Below are 20500 nucleotides of genomic sequence, written 5' to 3' on the forward strand. Positions count from 1 at the left end.
TTGTCGATCAGAGCGTGCCGTTACGCTGCTGGATCATCATGTAGGTGTCATAGGTGTATTCGGCGATCTGTGCCCAGAGATAGGCATCCTTCTTGAAGGCCTGCTGGCTCTCATAGATTTTCTTGAAGCTCTCGTTCTTGGCCGAAATCTCCGCATAGGTTTCCTGCGCCGCTTTGTGGCAGACATCGAGGATTTCCTGGCTGAAGGGGCGCAGGATCGCGCCCTGCGCTACCAATTCCTTCAGCGCCTTCGGATTGCGTGCATCGTAGCGTTCCAGCATGCTGGCGCTGCCCGCGGCGCAGGCGTCTTTCAGGATGCGTTTGTAGTTTTCCGGCAGTTCGTTGAACTTCTGCAGGTTGACGAAGGCATGAACGGCCGGGCCGCCTTCCCACCATGCGGGGTAATAGTAATATTTCGCGACCTTGTAGAAGCCGAGCTTCTGGTCATCATAGGGGCCGACGAACTCGGTGGCGTCGATCGTGCCCTTTTCGAGCGCGGCGTAGACATCGCCGCCGGCGATCTGCTGCGGCGTCACGCCAACCTTCTGCATCACCTGGCCGGTGAGGCCGGCGATACGCATCTTCAGACCCTTGAGGTCGTCGATGGTGTTGATTTCCTTGCGGAACCAGCCGCCCATCTGGGCACCGGTGTTGCCGAGCAGGATCGAGTAGATATTGTGCTGGGCAAGGAACTCATTGAGCAGCTCGTTGCCGCCGGCCTGGTTGAACCACGCATTCGTCTGGCGCGCATTGAGGCCGAAGGGAACCGAGGTCCCGAGCGCGAAGGTCGGGTCCTTGCCAACATAATAATAGGCGCATGTATGCGCCATTTCGACGGTTCCGGCTGTCACCGCGTCCGCGGCCTGCAGGGCCGGCACGATCTCGCCGCCCGCGAAATGCTGAATGACGAAATTGCCGCCGGAAGCTTCCTTAACGTGATCGGCGACGATCTGGCCCGCGCCGAACAGAATGTCGAGGCCCTTGGTGAAGGACGACGTCATGCGCCAGGTAATCTTGGGATTTTCTTGTGCGATGGCCGGAGCGGCCAGCGCCGTTGCGGTAACACCGGCGCCCACGGCGCCAGCCTTGCGGATAAATGATCTGCGATCCATGTCGATAAGCCCTGCTATGCTTCATATTACAGGCGAACCGCACGGTACGCCTCCCGCCGGCTACTAAACATTTATCCTTGCGGCCATCAAGAGGGAATGTTCGAAACCTGCGCGCTCCTGCGCGGCGCTTCGTCATCGTTCCAACTCTGCAATCAGGTGCCGTACCAGGCCCCGCGCCTTGCGGCTAAGACGACGATCGCGTCAACGCGGGATCATCGAGCGCCGGATTGTAAAAGAGCGAGAGGGTCAGGCTTCTGGCGATGCGTTCAGCGGTTTCCATAAACCAGTCGTGCGCCTCTCTGCCCGGTGCAATGTCATCGAGTGTGGCGGAAAACAGCGCAAGCCATTGGGGGAAAAGCTCGGCGGTCATGCCTTTTACGCCAAGATGGGCTTGGACCGGCTTGCCGCCATAGCCGCCATTCTTGAACGCGACGGCCGCCCAGAACTGCTTCATCCTGGCCATATGTTCCGGCCAGCGGCCTGCAAGCCGCGCATCGAAAACGGGCCCGAGCGCGGGGTGCTCCAGCACGCGACCGTAAAATGTTTCCACCAGCAGATCGATGAAACGGGCATCGACACCGATAGCCGCCATCGCTTTTTCTGCCCTGTCCTGAATTTCTGCGCTGTGGGCGGCTCTTGCCGCGGCTGGGTTCTGCATCATCGATCCTTTCCCGACGAATTTACGCCGCTGCGCTGCCATCGGCAATGCGGCGCTTTGACTGATTAGAATTATTCTAAGATGGCTTGATCGCGGGGTGATGTGGATGTATTTAGAATTATTCTAAAAAGGTTTCAGCCATGTTCCACAGTCTTTTCTCGCTTTCCAAACGTCCCTTTTCCTCCCTCAGCGAACAGGAAATCCTGGCGCTCGCCATCTCGTCGGAAGAAGATGACTCTCGCATCTACCGCTCCTATGCCGATCACCTGCGCGCGCAATATCCTCAATCGGCGAAGGTTTTTGACGACATGGCCGAGGTCGAGCAGCAGCATCGAAACGTGTTGATCGACATGCATCGCCGCCGCTTCGGAGAAACCATACCGTTGATACGCCGCGAACATGTGCGTGGTTTCTACGAACGCACACCGGACTGGCTGGTGAAGAATCTCTCACTGGAAAAAATTCGCGCCCAGGCGGAATTGATGGAAGCGCAGGCAATCCGTTTTTACGACGAAGCCGTCAAGCGCACCACGGATGCTTCGACGCGCAAGTTGCTCGGTGATCTGGCGGAGGCAGAGCGCGGCCACGAGGATATCGCGCATATGCTCGAGGAAAAACATCTCGATGAAAACGGCAGAACGGAAGAAGAGGAGACCGCCAAGCGTCAGTTCCTCCTGACCTATGTGCAGCCGGGTCTCGCCGGGCTTATGGACGGTTCCGTGTCGACGCTGGCGCCAATCTTTGCAGCGGCCTTTGCCACACAGGATACCTGGCAGACCTTCCTCATCGGTCTTTCCGCCTCCGTCGGCGCGGGCATCTCCATGGGGTTTACGGAAGCCGCTCATGATGACGGCAAGCTTTCCGGTCGAGGCTCGCCACTGAAGCGCGGCCTGGCATCGGGCATCATGACGGCCATTGGCGGCCTCGGCCACGCGCTACCCTATCTCATCCCGCATTTCTGGACAGCCACGGCTATTGCCGCGATCGTTGTTTTCGTGGAACTCTGGGCTATCGCCTTCATTCAGAACCGCTTCATGGAAACGCCATTCCTGCGCGCCGTCTTTCAGGTGGTCCTCGGTGGCTCATTGGTGCTGGCGGCCGGCATTATCATCGGCAATGGCTAAAGGCAAAAGCCCGCGGCGCGTGCCGCGGGCTTTTCGATATAATCGATTTCATGCAGATCAGCGCAACGCGCCGACCAGAACGTCCCGACCATCCTCGATGGAAACCCAGCGGCCCGTATTAAAGGACGCCTGCCGCTTCAGATAGGTGTAGTTTGTGTCGGTCCAGAGCTTCACGTCGTCGGTGAGATTGTCGAGAATATAGTCGCCATCCGTGGTGCGAAGGGTAAGCACCGCATGACCTTCACCATCAGGCTTGCGAACGACTGTTATCAGCAGGTCGGCCACGGAAAATCCACGCTCGATCAGCTTCTTGCGCTTCAGCAGTACGAAATCTTCGCAATCGCCGGCGGTTGTCGGGTATTCCCAGACCTCGTCCTTGCCATAGATTTCCTGGTCGGTCATCGCCACGATGGTCGTGTTGACGGAGGTGTTGACCTCGCGAATGACGCCCCAGCCATAGTCGGTGACGCGTGGCGGCGGCGTCGCCTTGCTGCGAATGTTGCACTCGTCGGCATATTTTTGACAGAACTCGTAATGGCCGATCGGCTGGGAGGTGATCCCGCCCGTCACCATGGAAGGGCTTCCCTTGGTTTCCGCCATGGCGGAGGCAGCAGTCATTAGCCCGGCGGCAACTGCAGACAGCAGCGCACGCGCCAGCGGTGCGTTCATCATGAAACCCGTCCCTTAATTCTTAATGAAAAGTTAAGAGGGTTGGGGGGCAGGAGTCAATCTTTAGCAATCAATGGCGCGCAAGACTCGTTGAATATGGTTAAGAGCGTTGCGGAAATGCCTATGTTGCAAGGGCTCTAACCGCCGTGAGCATCCTTTCAATGTCCTGTGGCCGGGAGAGCCGGTGGTCGCCGTCGCGGATCAGCGTCAGAACCACGTCGTCGGCTGGCAGGTGTTCCAGAAGTTTCAGCGCGTGTTGATAGGGCACGTCGGGATCGCGCATGCCCTGCAGGATGTGAACGGGGCAACCGGTGGTGATGATGCCCTGCAACACGCGGTTCTGCCGGCCGTCTTCCATGAGCGCGCGGGTGAAGGTGTTGGGCTCGGGACTGTATTCCGAGTGCTCCTCGAAATAGCCCCTCTCCAGCAGCGATGTCTTTTCTGCCTCCGTCAGGCTGGGCTCTATCAGTTCCGCCGTGAAATCAGGCGCAGGCGCGATGAGGATCAGGCCTGCGACGGATGGGGCGCCACCTGTCTTGCGTAGTTCCTCAACCATGCGCAAGGCGATCCATCCGCCCATCGAGGAGCCGACGAGAATGACGCTCGACTGTGCCTTTGCACGCACTACGGCGAGTGCCTCTTCCAGCCATCGGGAGATTGTGCCTTTTTTGAAATCTCCGCCGGACGCGCCGTGGCCGGAATAGTCGAACCGAAGGCAGGCAAGGCCGTTTTCCGCTGCAAAGCGATCCAGTTCAACCGCCTTTGTTCCGGTCATGTCTGAACGATAGCCGCCGAGCCACACCAGCATGGGTGCGCTTTTGCCGGAAATCGCCGGACGATGGAGAATGGCAATCTCGCGGCTGTCGTTATCGGGACCTACGCGCAGGAATTCGGCGGCTTGTTCGCTCATGTATATGCAATTCTCCTGATTTTAGTGCAACAACGGCGGCGTATTTGCAAAAACCGTGACAACAGGTGATCTTTTCGGGCAGATATGCTATTGACTTCGCCACGGCAATAACGACATTTCCGCCGCTTGTACCAAACAAGCTGTTTTTTGCCGACGTGATCCAGAAACAGATCAGGAGAATACGACCATTCGCAGACCTTTCAAAGCCGATGCCCCCGTCAAGGAGGGGCCGCGCTCCAACCGGGAAATTCGGGTTCCCAGAGTTCAGCTTATTGATGAAGAGGGCCAGAACCTCGGTAGCATGCCGACGGATCAGGCATTGAAACTGGCGGAGGAGGCCGGTCTCGATCTCGTTGAGATTTCGCCGAACGCTGAACCGCCGGTGTGCAAGATCCTCGATCTCGGCAAACTGAAATACGCGACCCAGAAAAAGGCCGCTGAAGCGCGCAAGAAACAGAAGATCGTCGAAGTCAAAGAAATCAAGATGCGCCCTAACATCGACACGCATGATTATGACGTGAAGATGAAGGCGATGGGCCGTTTCTTTGAAGATGGCGACAAGGTGAAGGTGACGCTGAAGTTCCGTGGCCGTGAAATGGCTCACCAGGAACTGGGCATGAAGCTTCTTCTTCAGGTGAAGGAAGACACTCAGGCGATTGCCAAGGTGGAGGCCGAGCCGAAGCTTGAAGGCCGTCAGATGATGATGGTTCTCGCGCCGAAATAATTTATACCGCCACAGAACTGGCGTAATGAGCCGCACGGGGAAGTTCGCTTTCCCCGTTGCGCTTTTAACCGACTGCGGTTATAAGCGCGCGTCCGAACGGTCCGGCAGGGCATGCCGAGGCCGTTCCTGAATAGCTTGAAATAGGCCTCGTCTGCCTGTTTCGATACAAAAACGGAGTAGCAAAATGCCCAAGATGAAGACGAAGTCCGCTGCAAAGAAGCGGTTCAAGATCACTGCAACCGGCAAGGTTGTTGCAGCCGCCGCCGGTAAGCGCCACGGCATGATCAAGCGTACCAACAAGTTCATTCGCGACGCGCGTGGAACCATGGTTCTCGCCGAAGCTGACGGCAAGAAGGTCGTCAAGAACTACCTGCCGAACGGTCTCTGAGACTTTTCCGCATTTTTGGACACTTTAAGGAGATCATGACATGGCACGCGTAAAACGTGGCGTAACTTCCCGCGCCAAGCACACCAAGACACTCAAGGCAGCCAAGGGTTTCTACGGCCGCCGCAAGAACACCATCCGCGCAGCAAAGGCTGCCGTGGATCGTTCCAAGCAGTACGCTTACCGCGACCGCAAGGTCAACAAGCGTAACTTCCGCGCTCTTTGGATCCAGCGTATCAACGCTGCTGTCCGCGAATTCGGCCTCACCTATGGCCGCTTCATCGACGGCCTGAACAAGGCTGGCATCGAAGTGGACCGCAAGGTTCTGTCCGACATGGCTATCCATGAGCCGGCAGCATTCGGCGCGCTCGTCGAAGCAGCGAAGAAGGCGCTTGAGTACCTCAAGGATGCTGGTACGGCCAACGAGTTTGAAACCGCTGTAAAGTAATTACGGCGCGGACAATCTTTTGTTCATTTGAACCCGCGTCGGGCAACCGGCGCGGGTTTTTTGTTTTCAGCTGCCATACATTTCTATCGGCGTTTTTTAATTTAGAAATTTAGAAGACTTGGAGTATTCAGGCCGTTTGAAGCGAAACCTTTGGTGGACGAAATGCAGGTCAATAAAAGTGAGGTTGTGGAAGCGGAAGGTTTCCGAGTTCATCTCGACGACGATGACATCGCAACCGTGATGCGTGTCCTCCTGAAAAGTGACCGTCGCATTCAGAAGGTTGAACTCTCGCAGCTGACGGTGTGGATCAAACGGCAGGGCACGGAGCGTGTGACGTGGTGGATGAAAATTCAGAAGCTGCTGTCAAAACTGCTGCCCTACGCTTTTCTTCGCCCTTCCGAGCCGCTTGATGGCGCGGGCCTCATGCAGCGGGAACTGGAAACCTTGCAGCAGTTCCAGCAGCGCGGCTTCCCGGTTCCGCCGCTGATCTACTCATCCCGCACGGCCGTGGTGCTGGGAGATGTAGGCCCGACGCTCATGGAGCGCATGGATGCCCTGAAGGCCTCCGATCCGATCGAGCATGACGCCCTGCTTGTTAAATCCGCAGAAGCACTTGGCGAGCTGCATGCCGCAGGCCTCTGCCACGGCCGCCCGCATGTACGAGACTTCTTCTTGAAGGATGGCCGTATCGGTTTCATGGATTTCGAGGAGCGCCCTCAGGATGTCATGCCGCTGGAAACGGCGCAGGCTCGTGATATCTGGCTGCTGTTTCTGCAGGTGGCCACGCGCGCCAATGATGCCCCCAAAACCCGCGACGCCGCCTTTTCGCGCTGGCTCGAAAATGCTCCACCCCGCGCACTGGAAGAATTAACCCGCTTGACCCGCATTCTCGGGCGTTTTTTACCGCTTGCCCGGTTGATCGGGCGCGTGCGGATGGGTAGTGATCTGCGACGCTTTATCATGGCGACCGACTATCTGATGAATGCTGTGAACACCGACGCCGCTGTTAAAAAATCCGGCAAGGCAGGAAAAGATGACTGAACTTGATACCTTGAAATCGCAATTGATGTCGGAGATCGCCGCCGCTGCCGATGAACCGGCCATCGAAGCCGTGCGCGTCTCCGCGCTTGGCAAGAAGGGCTCGGTTTCGGAGCTTCTGAAGACGCTTGGCAGCATGAGCCCGGAGGAGCGCCAGACCCGCGGCGCCGCCATTAATCAGCTCAAGACCGAAATTACCGACCTTATCGGCGAGCGCAAGAACGCGCTGAAAGACGCCGCCATCGCCGCGCGTCTCAAGGCCGAAACGGTGGACGTCAGCCTGCCTGTCCGCCAGTCTCCGGCAGAGCGCGGCCGCATTCATCCCATCAGTCAGATTGTCGACGAAATCACTGCCATCTTCGCGGATATGGGTTTCTCCATCGCCGAAGGTCCTGACATCGAGACTGACTATTACAACTTCACGGCGCTGAACTTCCCGGAAGGCCATCCGGCCCGCGAGATGCACGATACCTTCTTCTTCCAGCCGGACGAAAAAGGCGAGCGTAAGGTGCTGCGCACCCACACCTCACCGGTGCAGATCCGCACCATGGAGAGCCAGAAGCCGCCGATCCGCATCGTCATCCCCGGCAAGACTTATCGCCAGGATTCCGATGCCACCCATTCGCCGATGTTCCATCAGGTCGAAGGTCTTGTCATCGACAAGAAGGCGCATGTCGGCAATCTGCGCTGGATTCTTGAGGAGTTCTGCAAGGCCTTCTTCGAGGTCGACAGCGTCGTCATGCGCTTCCGCCCGTCCTTCTTCCCGTTCACGGAGCCAAGCTTCGAGGTGGATATCCAGTGCGACCGTTCCGGCCCCATCGTCAAGTTCGGCGAGGGCAAGGACTGGATGGAAATTCTCGGCTGCGGCATGGTGCACCCAAACGTGCTGCGCGCCGGCGGGCTGGATCCGGATGAATATCAGGGCTTTGCCTGGGGCATGGGTCTCGACCGCATCGCCATGCTTAAATACGGCATGCCCGATCTGCGCGATTTCTTCAACGCCGATGTCCGCTGGATGAACCATTACGGGTTCCGCCCGCTCGACATGCCGACGCTGTTCGGCGGTCTGAGCGTTTAATCCGGTTAGCCAAGGAGCAAAGACATGAAATTCACTCTTTCCTGGCTGAAAGAGCATCTCGATACCGATGCGACGCTGGACGAGATCTGCGAGCGGTTGACGGCGATTGGCCTTGAGGTCGAGGATGTTGACGACAAGGCGGCCTACAAGCCCTTCGTCATTGCCAAGGTGGTTTCCGCTGAAAAGCACCCGGAGGCCGACCGCCTGCAAGTGCTGATGGTCGATGCCGGTGACGGCAAGCCGGTGCAGATCGTCTGCGGTGCACCGAATGCGCGCGCTGGCCTCGTCGGTGCGCTCGCACGTCCAGGCACCTATGTCCCGGGCATCGATGTCACGCTCGCCATCGGGAAGATTCGCGGTGTGGAAAGCCATGGCATGATGTGCTCCGAAAAGGAGCTCAACATTTCCGACGATCACGACGGCATCATTGACCTGCCGGCGGATGCGCCCGTCGGTACTTCCTTCGCATCATATGCCGGCCTCGATGATCCTGTCATCGAGATCAATCTCACGCCCAACCGTCCGGACTGCACCTCGATCTACGGCATTGCGCGTGATCTCGCGGCCTCCGGTCTCGGCAAGCTGAAGACAAAGCCTGCACCCTCCTTCAAGGTGGAAGGCGCAACGCCCGTCGATGTGAAGCTGGAACTGGACGATCCCGCCCTCTGCCCTGGCTTTTCGCTACGCATCGTGCGCGGTGTGAAGAACGGCCCCAGCCCGAAATGGATGCAGCAGCGTCTTCTGGCGATCGGCCTGCGTCCGATCAATGCGCTTGTTGATATCACCAACTACATGACCTTCGATCAGGGCCGGCCGATGCACGTCTTCGACGCCGCCAAGGTCAAGGGTGATCTGACCGTTCGCCGCGCAAAGGAGGGTGAGACGATCCTCGCGCTCGATCAGCGTGAATATAAGCTCGGCCCGAACAATGTCGTCATCGCCGATGAAAAGGGCCTCGAGTCTATCGGCGGCGTGATGGGTGGCGAACATTCCGGCTGCGACGAAAACACCGTCGACGTGCTGATCGAATCCGCCCTCTGGGACCCGATCAACATTGCCAAGACCGGCCGTTCGCTCGGCATCATCACCCATGCGCGCTACCGTTTCGAGCGCGGTGTCGATCCGGAATACATGGTTCCGGGCCTGGAGCGGACCACCGAACTGGTTCTGGAGCTCTGCGGCGGCGTTGCCGGCGAAGCCAAGGTCGTTGGTTACAAGGGATATCAGCCCAGGGTCGTGGATTTCCCCCTTGCTGAAGTGAAGCGGCTGACGGGGCTCGAAGTCTCGGCTGAAGAGAGCCTCGCCATCCTCAAGGGCTTGGGTTTTGGGGTCGAGGGAACGGGCGAGCGCGTGTCCGTCACTGTGCCGTCCTGGCGCCCGGATGTCGACGGCAAGGCTGATCTGGTTGAAGAGGTCATGCGCATTCATGGCGTTGACAATATCAAACCCGAGCCGCTGGAAAGCTTCGGTGCTGTCAACGGTCGCATCCTGACCACGCTGCAGGTCCGCACGCGCACCGCGCGCCGTGCGCTGGCAAGCCGCGGCATGCTGGAGGCCGTCACTTGGTCCTTCATCCCGGAAGCGCAGGCGAAGCTATTCGGCGGCGGCTCGCCGGCGCTGAAGCTCGCCAACCCGATTGCGGCCGATATGTCGGATATGCGGCCCTCGCTGCTGCCGGGCCTGCTGACCGCCGCACAGCGCAATGCCGACAAGGGCTATGGTGACGTCGCAATCTTCGAGGTCTCCGGCACCTATGAAGGCGACACGCCTGATACGCAGCGCCGTGTTGCTGGCGGTGTTCGCCGTGGCACGGCCTCGCTCGCTGGCAGCGGCCGCATGTGGTCCAATGCGTCCAAGGGCGGCGGCAAGCCCGTGGATGTCTACGACGCAAAGGCGGATGCACTGACGGTGTTGGAAGCCTGCGGCCTCCCCATGGCCAATGTCCAGATCGAGGCCGGCGGGCCTGCCTGGTATCATCCCGGCCGCTCCGGCACCATCAAGATGGGCCCGAAGGTCGTGCTTGGTTACTTCGGTGAATTCCATCCGAAAACACTGTCCGAGCTGGATGTGTCGGGTGTCTATTGCGGTTTCGAGATTTATCTCGACGCCATGCAGGAGCCGAAGAAGAAAGCCACCCGCACCAAGCCTGCGCTCGAACTCTCCCCCTTCCAGGCGGTCAAGCGCGACTTCGCCTTCGTGGTCGACAAGGCCGTAGAGGCGGGGGCGATCATCAAGGCGGCAACGAGCGCTGATCGCAAACTGATCACAGGCGTCAATGTCTTCGATATTTTCGAAGGCGCATCGCTCGGAGAAAACCGCAAGTCGGTCGCCATCGAAGTGCAGATTCAACCGGTCGACAAGACTCTGACCGATGAGGATTTCGAAGCCTTGACGGCCAAGATCGTCGGCAATGTCGAGAAATCGACAGGCGGCGTTCTGCGCGCCTGACATCGGATAACAGATTGAAAAAAGCCGCGGCAACCACCGCGGCTTTTTGTTTTTCAACGATTGGCCATCTGTGACATGCGCTCGGGATAACGTTCGCCCGCAACCTTGGACGGAGCCAGCAACGCACCGAGGCTTTCGACTTCTTCCGGCGTCAGGGACACATCAGCGGCCGCGACGTTTTTCTCCAGATTGGCAATCTTCGTGGTGCCCGGGATCGGTACTATGAAATCCCCCTGCGCCAACACCCAGGCCAATGCCAGTTGCCCGGCAGTCACACCCTTTTCGGCAGCCATGTCTTCCAGAAGTCTGACCAGAGCCAGGTTCGCGTCGAAGTTTTCACCCTGGAAACGCGGCAGGCCACGCCGGAAATCATCGGCTGCAAGTCCGTCCAGCGATTTCAGCGCTCCGGTCAGCGCACCGCGCCCAAGCGGGCTGAACGGTACGAAACCGATGCCAAGCTCACGGCAGGTATCCAGCACGCCATTTTCTTCCGGGTCGCGGGTCCAGAGCGAATACTCGCTCTGAATGGCGGCAATCGGGTGGGTGGCGTGGGCCTTGCGAAGCGTTTCGGCACTGGCTTCGGAGAGGCCGAGATGTTTTACCTTGCCCTGCTTCACCAGTTCCGCCATCGCCCCAACAGTTTCTTCGATTGGCACATCGGGGTCGACACGGTGCTGGTAAAAGAGGTCGATGGCGTCAACGTCGAGGCGCTTGAGGGAGGCTTCGGCGACGGCACGAACATTTTCCGGTCGACCGTCCGTTCCCACCATCATCTGGCCCGCGGGTTTGCTGCCATCAATCTTGAAGCCGAACTTGGTGGCAATCACCACCTTGTCACGATAAGGCTTCAGGCCCTTGCCGAGGAGAATTTCGTTCGTGTAGGGCCCATAAACTTCCGCCGTATCGAAAAATGTAACGCCGAGGTCAACAGCGCGATGCAGCGTCGCGATCGCACTGCTTTCATCGCCCGTCGGGCTATAGGCATGGGTCATTCCCATGCAACCGAGGCCGAGCGCCGATACGGTCAGATTGTCTCCAAGGGTTCTGCTTTTCATCTGTTCGTCCTTCCATAAGGAACCGCCCGTCATCAGGGCGTGATGGGAACATAGCGAATGAGAACAGCAAAAATAATCACTGCAAATCCGCGTGGGTTGTTCTATAATTTAGAACAATGAACCGTGTACAACTCTCCCAACTGGCCGTTCTCTCCGCCGTTGCCGAAGGCCGGAGCTTTCGCAAGGCGGCTGCCGAACTCGGTATTGCCCCTTCCGCCGTCAGCCATGCGGTCTCGTCGCTGGAGGCGAGCCTGGGCCTGCGGCTACTTCACCGTACCACCCGCAGCGTTTCTCCGACAGAGGAAGGAAAGCGGCTTCTCGAAACCTTGGGGCCGGCGCTTGCCGATATCGACGCCGTCATCGATACTCTTGCCGAACAGGGCGGTCGACCCGCAGGTCCTTTGCGCATCACTCTCCCCAGACTTGCCGCTGAAGATCTTATTGTGCCCCGACTGGGGGAATTCCTGCGGCTCTATCCCGAAATCTCCCTCGAAATTTCGACCGATGATCGCTTTGAAGATATTGTCGCAAAAGGTTTCGATGCCGGGCTTCGTCTCGGGGAACATCTCGATGCAGATATGATCGCCGTGAAAGCGAGCGGGGCCTGGCGTGGCGCGATTGTCGGCGCACCGTCCTATTTTGCGGAAAATCCGCCTCCCCGTGATCCGAGGGACCTCATCCGGCATCGCTGCATCCGCCGGCGTTTTGCGAGTGGATTGATCTATCGCTGGGAGCTGGAGAAAAATGGCAAAGCGCTTGTGGTCGACGTTCAGGGGCCGCTGATCCTGTCGGACCAGAGTCTCATTCGCCGGGCGGCGATAGACGGCGCAGGGCTTGCCTTCGTTTTTGAACAGCGTGTCGAAGACGATATAAGGGAGGGCAGGCTGATCCGCGTTCTCGAGGATTGGTGCGCGCCGTTTGATGGATTTTACATCTATTACCCCTCGCGCCGGCAGATGCGTCCGGCGCTGAGGGCCTTCGTGGATTTCTTCCGCTTCCGGGGGTGATCAGAAGGTGATGCGATAGCGGATATGGCCGTCGCTTTTCACGTAGCTGTCGTAGAGCTTCTGGGCGCGGTGATTGTCCTCACCGGTGTTCCAGTAAAGCCTGGACCAGCCCTTTTCCTTGCAGATAGCGATAAGGTCATCCATCAGCGCCCGGCCCGTCCCCTTACCGCGGATTTCGCCATCGACAAAAAGGTCTTCCAGATAGCAGTCAGGCGTTTTCACCCAAGTGGAATCATGGAAGTGGTGAATGGCGAAACCGGCCATGCGGTCGCCAAGCATTGCCACCCGCATCGAAACGCGGGAGGCGGGGTCGAGAATGCGCTCCCAGGTATGGTCGGTTACCTCGTCGGCAAGATCGACATCGTAAAAGGCGAGATAGTCGTTCCATAGGCGCAGCCATTCCGCCCGGTCAGCCGGCTGCGCATCGCGAATTACAAGCTCCATTTATGCACCCGCCTTGTCGAGAAGCGTCATCATCTCATCCGTCAAGGTCAACTCAACGGCGCGTTTGAAGCTTTCGAGCTGGGACAGGCTGGTGGCGCTGGCGATGGGCGCGGTTATCGCCTTCTTTCTCAACAGCCAGGCCAGTGCAATATCTGCAAGCTTGGCCCCCGTTTCGACTGCCACCGCATCCATGGCCCCCAGGACGGCAAGGCCACGGGCATTGACATATTCGCCCACGCGATAGCTGCGGGCGACACCCTCTGTATCGGCCTTGGCACGATATTTCCCGGTCAGAAAGCCGGCCGCTAGGCTGTAATAATTGATGACGCCAATCTCTTCCTTCTGGCAAAGCTCGGCAAGCGGGCCTTCGAAATCCTTGCGGTTATAGAGGTTGTATTCCGGCTGCAGCACGTCGTAACGCGGAAGATTATTTTTTTCTGCCGTGTCCAGCGCATCCTGAAGCTGGCCCGCGGAATAGTTGGAGCAGCCTATGGCGCGAATTTTTCCCTGTTCCTTCAGTTTTGCGAAGGCGGCAAGTGTTTCTTCCAGCGGCACGTCGGCATCCGGCTTATGCGCGAGGTAAAGGTCGATATAATCAGTCTGAAGCCGCTTCAGCGAAGCTTCGACGGCTTCGGCGATCCACTTGGCACTGAGACCGGTCTTCTGGCCGCGATTGTCGAAACCTACCTTGGTGACGATCACCGCGTCCTCGCGCCTGACGCCGGATTGTTTCAGCCACTTGCCGATGATGGCCTCGGATTCACCGCCAACATGCCCATCCACCCAGGCGGAATAGACATCCGCCGTGTCGATGGCGTTGAACCCCGCATCAAAAAAGGCGTCAAGCAGGGCAAAGGACGTCTTTTCATCCGCTGTCCAGCCAAACACGTTGCCGCCGAAGACGATGGGGGCGATGGAGAGGCCGGTGCGGCCGAGGCTTCGATTTTCCACGGGGAATGCTCCTGTTGCTGTCTTATCGCAAGGTTAGCAACTGCCTGCTGGCATAACCATTCAATTCCTTTGATGGCAATCATCAGGCTGCGGGAGGTCCGAGATTATCAGGCGTGAAAGCCGCGATAGTGGCTGGGCGGATAACGGTTATGCTGCTGCCAGACCCGCCGCAAATGCCGGGCGGAGGCAAAACCCACCCGTTCGGCAATGGCCTCCATATCAAGGCGGCTGTTTGCGAGAATATCACGGGCGAGGTTGACCCGCATCAGGTTGACATAATCGATGACGCTGATGCCGGCATGCTCGCGAAACAGACGTGAGAGATGCCTTTCGCTGAGCGCGGCGATATCCGCTAGCCGCTCCAGCGACCAGTCCTGCGCCGGTTCGGCCATTACGCGGTCCTGCACCCGGTGAATGGCGGGATGGATGTGGTTGCGGCCTGTGAGCCAGGGGGAGATTTGCGGATCGTTACCGCTACGCCTGAGATAAACCACCATGGTTTTGGCGATGCGTGCCGCAACCGCAGGCGATGTCAGCCGGGAGACCACATGCAGCATCAGGTCGATGCCGGTGGAAATACCGGCGCTGGAGAAACGGTTGCCGTCCTCGACGAAAAGGCGGTTTTCGGCCACCTGTGACAATGGCGCAATGCGGCGTAGCCCCTCTATACAGTCAGCATGGGTCGTGCAGTTGCGGCCGTCGAAAAGGCCCGCTTCGCCCGCCAGAAGCGCGCCGGAGCAAATGGAAATCACCGTGGTGTCGGGACGCACTGCACGGCGCAGCCATGTCGCCAGCGCCTGCCGCTCACGCTGCGTTCCCGGATCACTGTCGAAGCGTGATGTGCTCCCGGAGATCAGTAGAAGAGCATTTTCCGGCAACGTCGCCGGCAAGCTCTCAAGCCGGGCAAGCGCAAGACCAATGGAAGTTTGTTGCTCGTCGCTCGCAGCAATGTACCGGCAGTCAAAATGGATGTCGCGCTGTTCCCCGTTGGCATAACGGATCACCTCAAGCGGGCCGGCTATATCGAGCAACAGCGCATGTGGCGGCACAAGCGTATAAAAGGGAATGACGCGGGTGCCGCCCTCATCCATCAGGCGGCCTCTTTGATGGTTGCAAGCACGTCGCTGACAGTTGCGATGCGCGCGAAGCGGCCAGCCAGCACCAGTTCGGTTCGCTTGCGGATATCTTCCGCACTGAAAACGGTGCCGGAAGCATGTGTCATCGGGAAAGTCAGCGTCGCTTCGCTGACGTAGTCGACTTTGTAACCAAGATCGGAAGCGTGCCGGGTCGTGGTTTCGCAGCATTGCTCGGTACGGATGCCGGAGACGATCAATCGGTTGATGCCCTTCTCAGTCAGCCAGATTTCAAGACCGGTGCCGGCAAAGGCCGAATGGCGGTTCTTGTGAAAGGTGACATCTGGGGTAATTCTTACGCCCTCAAGTGCACGGATGTAACCGCTGTCTTTTGAGAAGGCCTTGTCACCATCGACATGGAAGATCTGCACAACGGGAATACCAGCAGCTTTGGCGCCATCGATGAGCGCCTGCTGCTTCTCAAGATAAAGCGAGAGGCCGCTTTCATCAAAGTAGGGGGCGTGACGAAAGGATTCCTGAACGTCGATGACAAGCAGCGCGGTGTTGGAAGAGGACATTTCACGGTTCTCCGTTGGGTTCATATCTAGCATCATTTCCCTTTTGATGTACGTATAAAAGCAGCCAGACCGACAATGACCGGACAAATTCGGCCATTCTTTATCAGTCGCGCTGCCGCGGCTTGCCAGAGTGTGTGGCGGTGCTAAGTTTCCAGGAATGACAGAACGGGAGAACGGAATGCTGCGCTTCGGAATAATCTCAACGGCGAAAATCGCTCAGGACCACGTTATTCCGGCAATACAGGATGCACAGAACTGTGTGGTCAGCGCCATCGCCAGCCGCGATCCTGCCAAAGCGCGCGCGGTGGCCGATCGCTTTTCAGTGCCCTACGCTTTCGGCTCCTATGAAGAAATGCTGGCTTCTGATGTCATCGATGCGGTTTATATTCCGCTTCCCACCTCGCAGCATGTGGAATGGACCGTCAGGGCGGCTGATGCCGGCAAGCATGTTCTTTGCGAAAAGCCGATTTCATTAAAGGCCGAGGAGATAGACGCCCTTATCGCCGCGCGCGACCGTAACGGCGTTATCGTATCCGAGGCCTTCATGGTGGCCTACGCTCCGGTCTGGGCGAAAGTGAAAGAACTGCTGGCTTCGGGCGCAATTGGTTCGCTGAAACATGTGCAGGGCGCTTTCACCTACTTCAATCGCGATCCCGGTAATATGCGTAATATTCCCGAACTGGGCGGCGGCGCCCTGCCGGATATCGGCGTCTACCCGACGATCGTGACGCGATTTGCCACCGGTGCGGAACCGAAACGTGTGCAAGCAACCGTCGAACGCGACAGTGAATTCGGCACGGATATCTACGCTAGCGTCAGGGCCGATTTCGGCGGTTTTGAACTGAGCTTCTATCTGGCGACACAACTCGCCTCCCGCCAGCTCATGGTCTTTCACGGCACGGACGGTTACATCGAGGTAAAGTCGCCTTTCAACGCCAATCGGTGGGGTGCGGAAGAGATCGAGTTAACCAATCAGACCCATAACGCCTCGCAAATCTTCCGGTTTCAGGACAGCCGTCAGTACAAGCTGGAAGCGGAAGCCTTTGCCCGTGCGGCGAAAGGTGAGGGCGACGTCGTCACATTGGAAAGCTCAAGGAAGAACCAGCTTTTCATCGACGCCATCTACCGGGCGGCGGAAAAGGACGGCTGGGAAACGGTTTAGTCTCGCTCTTGCCGTTGCCTTTGAAGCCGCCAATAGCCGTAAAGCGCCAGCACCAGTGCCGCGAATGCTGAAAAGACAAGTGGCACGAGCGGTTGCACCAGGGGGTTGCGCCATTGCAGCAGCGCAAAAAGCCCGACGCTGACAATACGTGAGGTAATAGTTACGGCGTTCATCAAAAAACCGTGCGGCCTAACTGATGCCTCAGCATTGACCCTGTTCAGCCGCCAGCTTGTTGCGAGCCCCGTTGCCGCGCCGGGCACGCGGGCGACGAGCGCATCAACGCCGAGATAGAACATAAGCAGGCAGGTAACGATAATGTCGGCGGCCAGCCCGCAAATCTCGGTAAGGGCAAAGCGCGGAAGCCTCAAGGCCGGGGGCTTTTAGAGGGTTGGCTGAGTGGAACGCGGGCGCTGCAGCACGAGAAGGCTGATAATGACACCGACGACACCGAAATTGTAACCGGCGAGTGCCAGAAGCAGCGACATCAGCGGTACGGCCGTGGGAGAAAGTGCAATCGCCACGCCATAGGCACCGATAATCATCATGCAAATGAAAACGATGCTGAAAACCGAACGTAACGCAACTGCGGTTACGCCAAGCACTGTGGCGGTAAGAAAAATCATGATGCCGCCTCCTCTTTGGTTGCCGGGCCTGGGACAGACGTAACGCCGTCTTCCCTAACGAACCCTTGTTTTCTCCTCCATTCCCCATTTTCCTAACTCTGTAGTTGAGGATATGGTTTCATCGCGGTTAAAAAAGCGCTGGCCGGCGCTGGCATTTCCGAATCGACGGCTTTTGGTTACAAACAGGCATGAGCGATATCTTCTCCCACGCCGCATTGAGCAATCTTGCCGAATTCTCCGTCTCCGAACTGTCGGGCTCCATCAAACGCACGGTGGAGACGGCGTTCGAACAGGTGCGGGTGCGGGGCGAAATTTCTGGTTATCGTGGGCCGCATTCGTCAGGACACGCCTATTTCTCACTGAAGGATGATCGTGCCCGCATCGATGCGGTGATCTGGAAGGGCACCTTCTCGCGGCTGAAATTCCGCCCGGAAGAGGGCATGGAAGTCATCGCCACCGGCAAGATCACCACCTTTCCCGGTTCCTCGAAATACCAGATCGTCATCGAAAACCTTGAGCCCGCCGGCGCCGGCGCGCTGATGGCGCTTTTGGAGGATCGCCGCCGGCGGCTGGCGGCGGAAGGGCTGTTCGATCCGGCCCGCAAGCGCCGCCTGCCTTTCATGCCGCGCGTCATTGGAGTTGTGACCTCGCCGACGGGCGCGGTCATCCGCGATATTCTCCACCGCATTTCGGATCGTTTCCCGGTCCATGTCGTCGTCTGGCCGGTCAAAGTGCAGGGCGAAGGCTCGGGTGAGGAGGTGGCGAACGCCATTCGCGGCTTCAACGCGCTTCAGCCCGGCGGCGAGATTGCCCGCCCCGATGTAATGATCGTTGCGCGCGGCGGCGGCAGCCTCGAAGACCTCTGGGGCTTCAATGACGAAATCGTCGTGCGCGCTGCTGCCGAGAGCGAAATCCCGCTGATTTCCGCCGTCGGACACGAGACCGATACGACATTGATCGATTATGCCGCCGACGTGCGCGCCCCGACGCCGACGGGAGCCGCCGAAATGGCGGTGCCGGTGCGGGCGGAACTCGAAGCGCAGCTGTCGGGCCTCGCTGCCCGCCTTTCCGGTTCGGTCTTGCGGCAGATGGACAATCGCCGTCAAGGCGTGCGGGCGCTGGTGCGCGCGCTGCCTTCGCTCGATCAGCTTCTTGCTTTGCCGCGCCGCCGGTTCGACGAAGCCGCGAGTGGTCTCGGTCGCGGATTGGAAATAACAGCCCTCAACAAGCGCCGTGCCTTCGAACGTTCTGCCTCGGGTCTCAGGCCGGAAACCCTGTTGAACGGTCTCAAACACCACAGGCAGGGGATCAGCGAACGCATGCGCCGGGCCGAGACCCTTGTGGAACGCCGCCTGTTGCAGGGGCAGGGCCGCGTTGATGCTTTCGATTCCGCGTTGCGTTCGCTCCCTGCCCGACTTCTCGGCCAGCTGGAGCGGCAGAAGGAACGCGTCGTCACCGCGTCTCGCCGCGCCGATACCGCCGTGTTGCATCGCATGGCGCAGAACCGTTCCGGTCTCGCCGCCCATGATCGTATCCTGCAATCGCTGTCCTATAAGAACGTGCTGAATCGCGGTTATGCGGTGATCCGCGATGATGAGAACCGGCCGCTGACTCGTGCTGCGGCTATCGCGTCAGGCGCTGTTGTCTCTATGGAATTCGCCGACGGTCGCGTCTCCGCCATCACAACGGGAGAGGGGACGCCGTCCCCGGATCCGCCCGTCGCGTTGAAAAAGAAGCCGGTCAAACCGGCTTCTTCGGACCCTGGCAACCAGGGCAGCCTGTTCTGATCAGATCGATGCCGCATCTGAAGAACGGCGGCTGACGGTGAAGGTCTTTTCGATATCGGGATGCAGCTCCATGCCAAGGCCAGCGCCTGGCGGCACGGTGATCATGCCGTTCTTCACTTCCGGCAATGCGGTCACGAGATCGCGATACCAGGTCTTGTAGAAGGCACGCACGCTTTCCTGCACCAGCGCATTCGGCGCATTGAGCGACAGATGTGTGGAGGCGCACAGCACCACCGGCCCGGTGCAATCATGCGGGGCGACCGGCAGATGCCAGGCTTCCGCCATCGAGGCAATCTTGCGCGCTTCGGAAATCCCGCCGCACCAGCTGATATCAAGCATCACCACACCGGCAGCACCTGTCTCGAGCAGGTCGCGGAAGGCCCAGCGGGAACCCAGCGTTTCGGACGCGGAAATCGGTGCGGGCGAAACAGCGGCATATCGCGTCAGGCTGGAAAGGCTGTCCATCTTGATCGGGTCTTCATGCCAGAAGGTCTGGTATGGCGTGAGCGCCTTGGCGATCTGCATGGCGGGCAGAAGCTGCCACATGGAGTGAAACTCCACCATGATATCCATCTTGTCGCCCACCGCTTTGCGGATTTTTTCAAACGGCTCAAGCGCTGCCTTCAGGTCCGGCATCGAGATATATTGCCCGCGCGTCTTCTCCGCCGCTGCATCGAAAGGCCAGATCTTCATGGCCGTGATGCCGTCTTCCAGCAGCGAATGGGCAAGCTCGTCCGCGCGATGCAGGAAGCCGTTCAAATCGTCATAATCCTTGCCACCGGAGAGGCCGTAATTGGCCGTGTGCTGGCCGGTGGCTTTCTTGATATATTCAGTGCCTGCGCAGGTATTGTAGGTGCGGATTTCCTTGCGGCTGAAACCACCGAGCAGCTGGGCTATCGGCTGGTTGGTGGCCTTGCCGAAAATATCCCAAAGCGCAATATCGAATGCCGAATTGCCGCGCACTTCCGCACCGGATGAGCGGAAGCCGAGATAACCGACGAGATCCTGCGCCAGAAGGTCGATCTGCAGCGGATCGCGGCCGATGACCCTGGGTGCAATATATTCATGCACATAGGTCTCCACCGTCTCGGCGCCATAAAAGGTTTCGCCAAGCCCGGTAATGCCCTCATCCGTATGGACCAGAACCCAGAGCAGGTTTGCCCGTTCCGCCACGCGGACGGTCTCGAGTTTGGTGATTTTCATGAAGTGTCTCCTCCAGAGGCAGTC

At 58.7% G+C, this 20500-nt stretch carries 22 protein-coding genes; 10 read left to right on the top strand and 12 right to left on the bottom strand.

The genetic code is table 11. The annotated features are described in order from the left end of the window. Positions 1-7 precede the first annotated feature (7 nt). Positions 8-1111 (bottom strand): TRAP transporter substrate-binding protein, encoded by a 1104-nt coding sequence (locus tag ACZ47E_RS13460; protein ID WP_004439343.1) that lies wholly within the window; start codon positions 1109-1111, stop codon positions 8-10. Between the two features lie 184 nt (positions 1112-1295). Further along, entirely contained in the window at positions 1296-1769 is a 474-nt protein-coding gene (locus ACZ47E_RS13465) for a group III truncated hemoglobin (RefSeq protein WP_022555454.1), read from the bottom strand. A gap of 140 nt (positions 1770-1909) precedes the next feature. Between ACZ47E_RS13465 and mbfA the strand changes: the two genes are divergently transcribed. Further along, positions 1910-2893 carry an iron exporter MbfA gene (gene mbfA, locus ACZ47E_RS13470; protein WP_006699734.1) on the top strand — a complete coding sequence of 328 codons (984 nt, stop codon included), beginning with the start codon at positions 1910-1912 and terminating at the stop codon, positions 2891-2893. A 57-nt stretch (positions 2894-2950) separates the two neighbouring features. Here the strand turns inward: mbfA and ACZ47E_RS13475 are convergent, their stop codons facing one another. Both ACZ47E_RS13475 and ACZ47E_RS13480 read right to left on the bottom strand, forming a co-directional pair. Next, the gene (locus tag ACZ47E_RS13475) at positions 2951-3565 is read right to left on the bottom strand and encodes a transglutaminase-like cysteine peptidase (RefSeq protein WP_004439350.1); all 615 of its coding nucleotides are present in this window, start codon (positions 3563-3565) and stop codon (positions 2951-2953) included. 118 nt (positions 3566-3683) lie between these two features. Beyond that, a complete protein-coding gene (locus ACZ47E_RS13480; RefSeq protein ID WP_278067158.1) occupies positions 3684-4472 on the bottom strand; it encodes an alpha/beta hydrolase in 789 nt (262 codons plus the stop codon). A 187-nt stretch (positions 4473-4659) separates the two neighbouring features. Between ACZ47E_RS13480 and infC the strand changes: the two genes are divergently transcribed. The 6 genes from infC to pheT all read left to right on the top strand — a co-directional run bounded on the left by infC (position 4660) and on the right by pheT (position 10593). After that, positions 4660-5196 (top strand): translation initiation factor IF-3, encoded by a 537-nt coding sequence (gene infC / locus ACZ47E_RS13485; protein ID WP_004439353.1) that lies wholly within the window; start codon positions 4660-4662, stop codon positions 5194-5196. 184 nt (positions 5197-5380) lie between these two features. Continuing rightward, complete coding sequence (rpmI, locus tag ACZ47E_RS13490) at positions 5381-5584, top strand: 50S ribosomal protein L35 (protein WP_003493355.1); 204 nt, start codon at positions 5381-5383, stop codon at positions 5582-5584. A 40-nt stretch (positions 5585-5624) separates the two neighbouring features. After that, positions 5625-6029, top strand: a complete 405-nt coding sequence (rplT, locus tag ACZ47E_RS13495; RefSeq protein ID WP_003493358.1) for a 50S ribosomal protein L20 — start codon at positions 5625-5627, stop codon at positions 6027-6029. A 162-nt stretch (positions 6030-6191) separates the two neighbouring features. Beyond that, positions 6192-7070 (top strand): lipopolysaccharide kinase InaA family protein, encoded by an 879-nt coding sequence (locus ACZ47E_RS13500; protein WP_035206809.1) that lies wholly within the window; start codon positions 6192-6194, stop codon positions 7068-7070. Beyond that, a complete protein-coding gene (pheS, locus tag ACZ47E_RS13505) occupies positions 7063-8145 on the top strand; it encodes a phenylalanine--tRNA ligase subunit alpha (RefSeq protein WP_004439367.1) in 1083 nt (360 codons plus the stop codon). Before ACZ47E_RS13500 ends, pheS begins: the two co-directional genes overlap by 8 nt. A gap of 24 nt (positions 8146-8169) precedes the next feature. Continuing rightward, positions 8170-10593, top strand: a complete 2424-nt coding sequence (pheT, locus tag ACZ47E_RS13510; RefSeq protein ID WP_278067159.1) for a phenylalanine--tRNA ligase subunit beta — start codon at positions 8170-8172, stop codon at positions 10591-10593. 53 nt (positions 10594-10646) lie between these two features. Here the strand turns inward: pheT and ACZ47E_RS13515 are convergent, their stop codons facing one another. After that, positions 10647-11648 carry an aldo/keto reductase gene (locus ACZ47E_RS13515; protein ID WP_045533043.1) on the bottom strand — a complete coding sequence of 334 codons (1002 nt, stop codon included), beginning with the start codon at positions 11646-11648 and terminating at the stop codon, positions 10647-10649. Between the two features lie 116 nt (positions 11649-11764). Here ACZ47E_RS13515 and ACZ47E_RS13520 point away from each other — a divergent pair, with 116 nt between their 5' ends. Continuing rightward, positions 11765-12655: a LysR family transcriptional regulator gene (locus ACZ47E_RS13520; RefSeq protein ID WP_004439376.1), complete on the top strand. Its 891-nt coding sequence runs from the start codon at positions 11765-11767 to the stop codon at positions 12653-12655. On the opposite strand, the gene ACZ47E_RS13525 is transcribed toward ACZ47E_RS13520, so the two are convergent. From ACZ47E_RS13525 to ACZ47E_RS13540, 4 genes are all read right to left on the bottom strand, one after another. Then, positions 12656-13099 (bottom strand): GNAT family N-acetyltransferase, encoded by a 444-nt coding sequence (locus ACZ47E_RS13525; protein ID WP_006699727.1) that lies wholly within the window; start codon positions 13097-13099, stop codon positions 12656-12658. Beyond that, positions 13100-14050 carry an aldo/keto reductase gene (locus tag ACZ47E_RS13530; protein WP_207588402.1) on the bottom strand — a complete coding sequence of 317 codons (951 nt, stop codon included), beginning with the start codon at positions 14048-14050 and terminating at the stop codon, positions 13100-13102. A 107-nt stretch (positions 14051-14157) separates the two neighbouring features. Next, positions 14158-15141, bottom strand: a complete 984-nt coding sequence (locus ACZ47E_RS13535; protein ID WP_278067161.1) for a GlxA family transcriptional regulator — start codon at positions 15139-15141, stop codon at positions 14158-14160. Further along, positions 15141-15701: an isochorismatase family protein gene (locus ACZ47E_RS13540; protein ID WP_037089447.1), complete on the bottom strand. Its 561-nt coding sequence runs from the start codon at positions 15699-15701 to the stop codon at positions 15141-15143. The genes ACZ47E_RS13535 and ACZ47E_RS13540 overlap by 1 nt, the downstream gene beginning before the upstream one ends. Positions 15702-15879: 178 nt before the next feature. Between ACZ47E_RS13540 and ACZ47E_RS13545 the strand changes: the two genes are divergently transcribed. Next, positions 15880-16863 carry a Gfo/Idh/MocA family protein gene (locus ACZ47E_RS13545; RefSeq protein WP_037089444.1) on the top strand — a complete coding sequence of 328 codons (984 nt, stop codon included), beginning with the start codon at positions 15880-15882 and terminating at the stop codon, positions 16861-16863. On the opposite strand, the gene ACZ47E_RS13550 is transcribed toward ACZ47E_RS13545, so the two are convergent. Then, on the bottom strand, positions 16860-17231 hold the full coding sequence (locus tag ACZ47E_RS13550; RefSeq protein ID WP_107339909.1) for a hypothetical protein: 372 nt from the start codon (positions 17229-17231) through the stop codon (positions 16860-16862). The two genes, ACZ47E_RS13545 and ACZ47E_RS13550, sit on opposite strands and share 4 nt — an antisense overlap. Positions 17232-17243: 12 nt before the next feature. Next, on the bottom strand, positions 17244-17486 hold the full coding sequence (locus tag ACZ47E_RS13555) for a hypothetical protein (RefSeq protein WP_107339910.1): 243 nt from the start codon (positions 17484-17486) through the stop codon (positions 17244-17246). Between the two features lie 188 nt (positions 17487-17674). Between ACZ47E_RS13555 and xseA the strand changes: the two genes are divergently transcribed. Beyond that, on the top strand, positions 17675-19273 hold the full coding sequence (gene xseA, locus ACZ47E_RS13560) for an exodeoxyribonuclease VII large subunit (protein ID WP_107339911.1): 1599 nt from the start codon (positions 17675-17677) through the stop codon (positions 19271-19273). On the opposite strand, the gene ACZ47E_RS13565 is transcribed toward xseA, so the two are convergent. Then, on the bottom strand, positions 19274-20476 hold the full coding sequence (locus tag ACZ47E_RS13565; protein ID WP_107339912.1) for a mandelate racemase/muconate lactonizing enzyme family protein: 1203 nt from the start codon (positions 20474-20476) through the stop codon (positions 19274-19276). Positions 20477-20500: the final 24 nt, after the last annotated feature.

The sequence above is a fragment of the Agrobacterium sp. 5Ca39 genome, from assembly GCF_055382365.1.

Coding starts and splice junctions, on each gene's coding strand:
- ACZ47E_RS13460 (WP_004439343.1), bottom strand. CDS start 1,111: ATGGATCGCAGATCATTTATCCGCAAGGCTGGCGCCGTGGGCGCCGGT.
- ACZ47E_RS13465 (WP_022555454.1), bottom strand. CDS start 1,769: ATGCAGAACCCAGCCGCGGCAAGAGCCGCCCACAGCGCAGAAATTCAG.
- mbfA (WP_006699734.1), top strand. CDS start 1,910: ATGTTCCACAGTCTTTTCTCGCTTTCCAAACGTCCCTTTTCCTCCCTC.
- ACZ47E_RS13475 (WP_004439350.1), bottom strand. CDS start 3,565: ATGATGAACGCACCGCTGGCGCGTGCGCTGCTGTCTGCAGTTGCCGCC.
- ACZ47E_RS13480 (WP_278067158.1), bottom strand. CDS start 4,472: ATGAGCGAACAAGCCGCCGAATTCCTGCGCGTAGGTCCCGATAACGAC.
- rpmI (WP_003493355.1), top strand. CDS start 5,381: ATGCCCAAGATGAAGACGAAGTCCGCTGCAAAGAAGCGGTTCAAGATC.
- rplT (WP_003493358.1), top strand. CDS start 5,625: ATGGCACGCGTAAAACGTGGCGTAACTTCCCGCGCCAAGCACACCAAG.
- ACZ47E_RS13500 (WP_035206809.1), top strand. CDS start 6,192: ATGCAGGTCAATAAAAGTGAGGTTGTGGAAGCGGAAGGTTTCCGAGTT.
- pheS (WP_004439367.1), top strand. CDS start 7,063: ATGACTGAACTTGATACCTTGAAATCGCAATTGATGTCGGAGATCGCC.
- pheT (WP_278067159.1), top strand. CDS start 8,170: ATGAAATTCACTCTTTCCTGGCTGAAAGAGCATCTCGATACCGATGCG.
- ACZ47E_RS13515 (WP_045533043.1), bottom strand. CDS start 11,648: ATGAAAAGCAGAACCCTTGGAGACAATCTGACCGTATCGGCGCTCGGC.
- ACZ47E_RS13520 (WP_004439376.1), top strand. CDS start 11,765: ATGAACCGTGTACAACTCTCCCAACTGGCCGTTCTCTCCGCCGTTGCC.
- ACZ47E_RS13525 (WP_006699727.1), bottom strand. CDS start 13,099: ATGGAGCTTGTAATTCGCGATGCGCAGCCGGCTGACCGGGCGGAATGG.
- ACZ47E_RS13535 (WP_278067161.1), bottom strand. CDS start 15,141: ATGGATGAGGGCGGCACCCGCGTCATTCCCTTTTATACGCTTGTGCCG.
- ACZ47E_RS13540 (WP_037089447.1), bottom strand. CDS start 15,701: ATGTCCTCTTCCAACACCGCGCTGCTTGTCATCGACGTTCAGGAATCC.
- ACZ47E_RS13545 (WP_037089444.1), top strand. CDS start 15,880: ATGCTGCGCTTCGGAATAATCTCAACGGCGAAAATCGCTCAGGACCAC.
- ACZ47E_RS13555 (WP_107339910.1), bottom strand. CDS start 17,486: ATGATTTTTCTTACCGCCACAGTGCTTGGCGTAACCGCAGTTGCGTTA.
- xseA (WP_107339911.1), top strand. CDS start 17,675: ATGAGCGATATCTTCTCCCACGCCGCATTGAGCAATCTTGCCGAATTC.
- ACZ47E_RS13565 (WP_107339912.1), bottom strand. CDS start 20,476: ATGAAAATCACCAAACTCGAGACCGTCCGCGTGGCGGAACGGGCAAAC.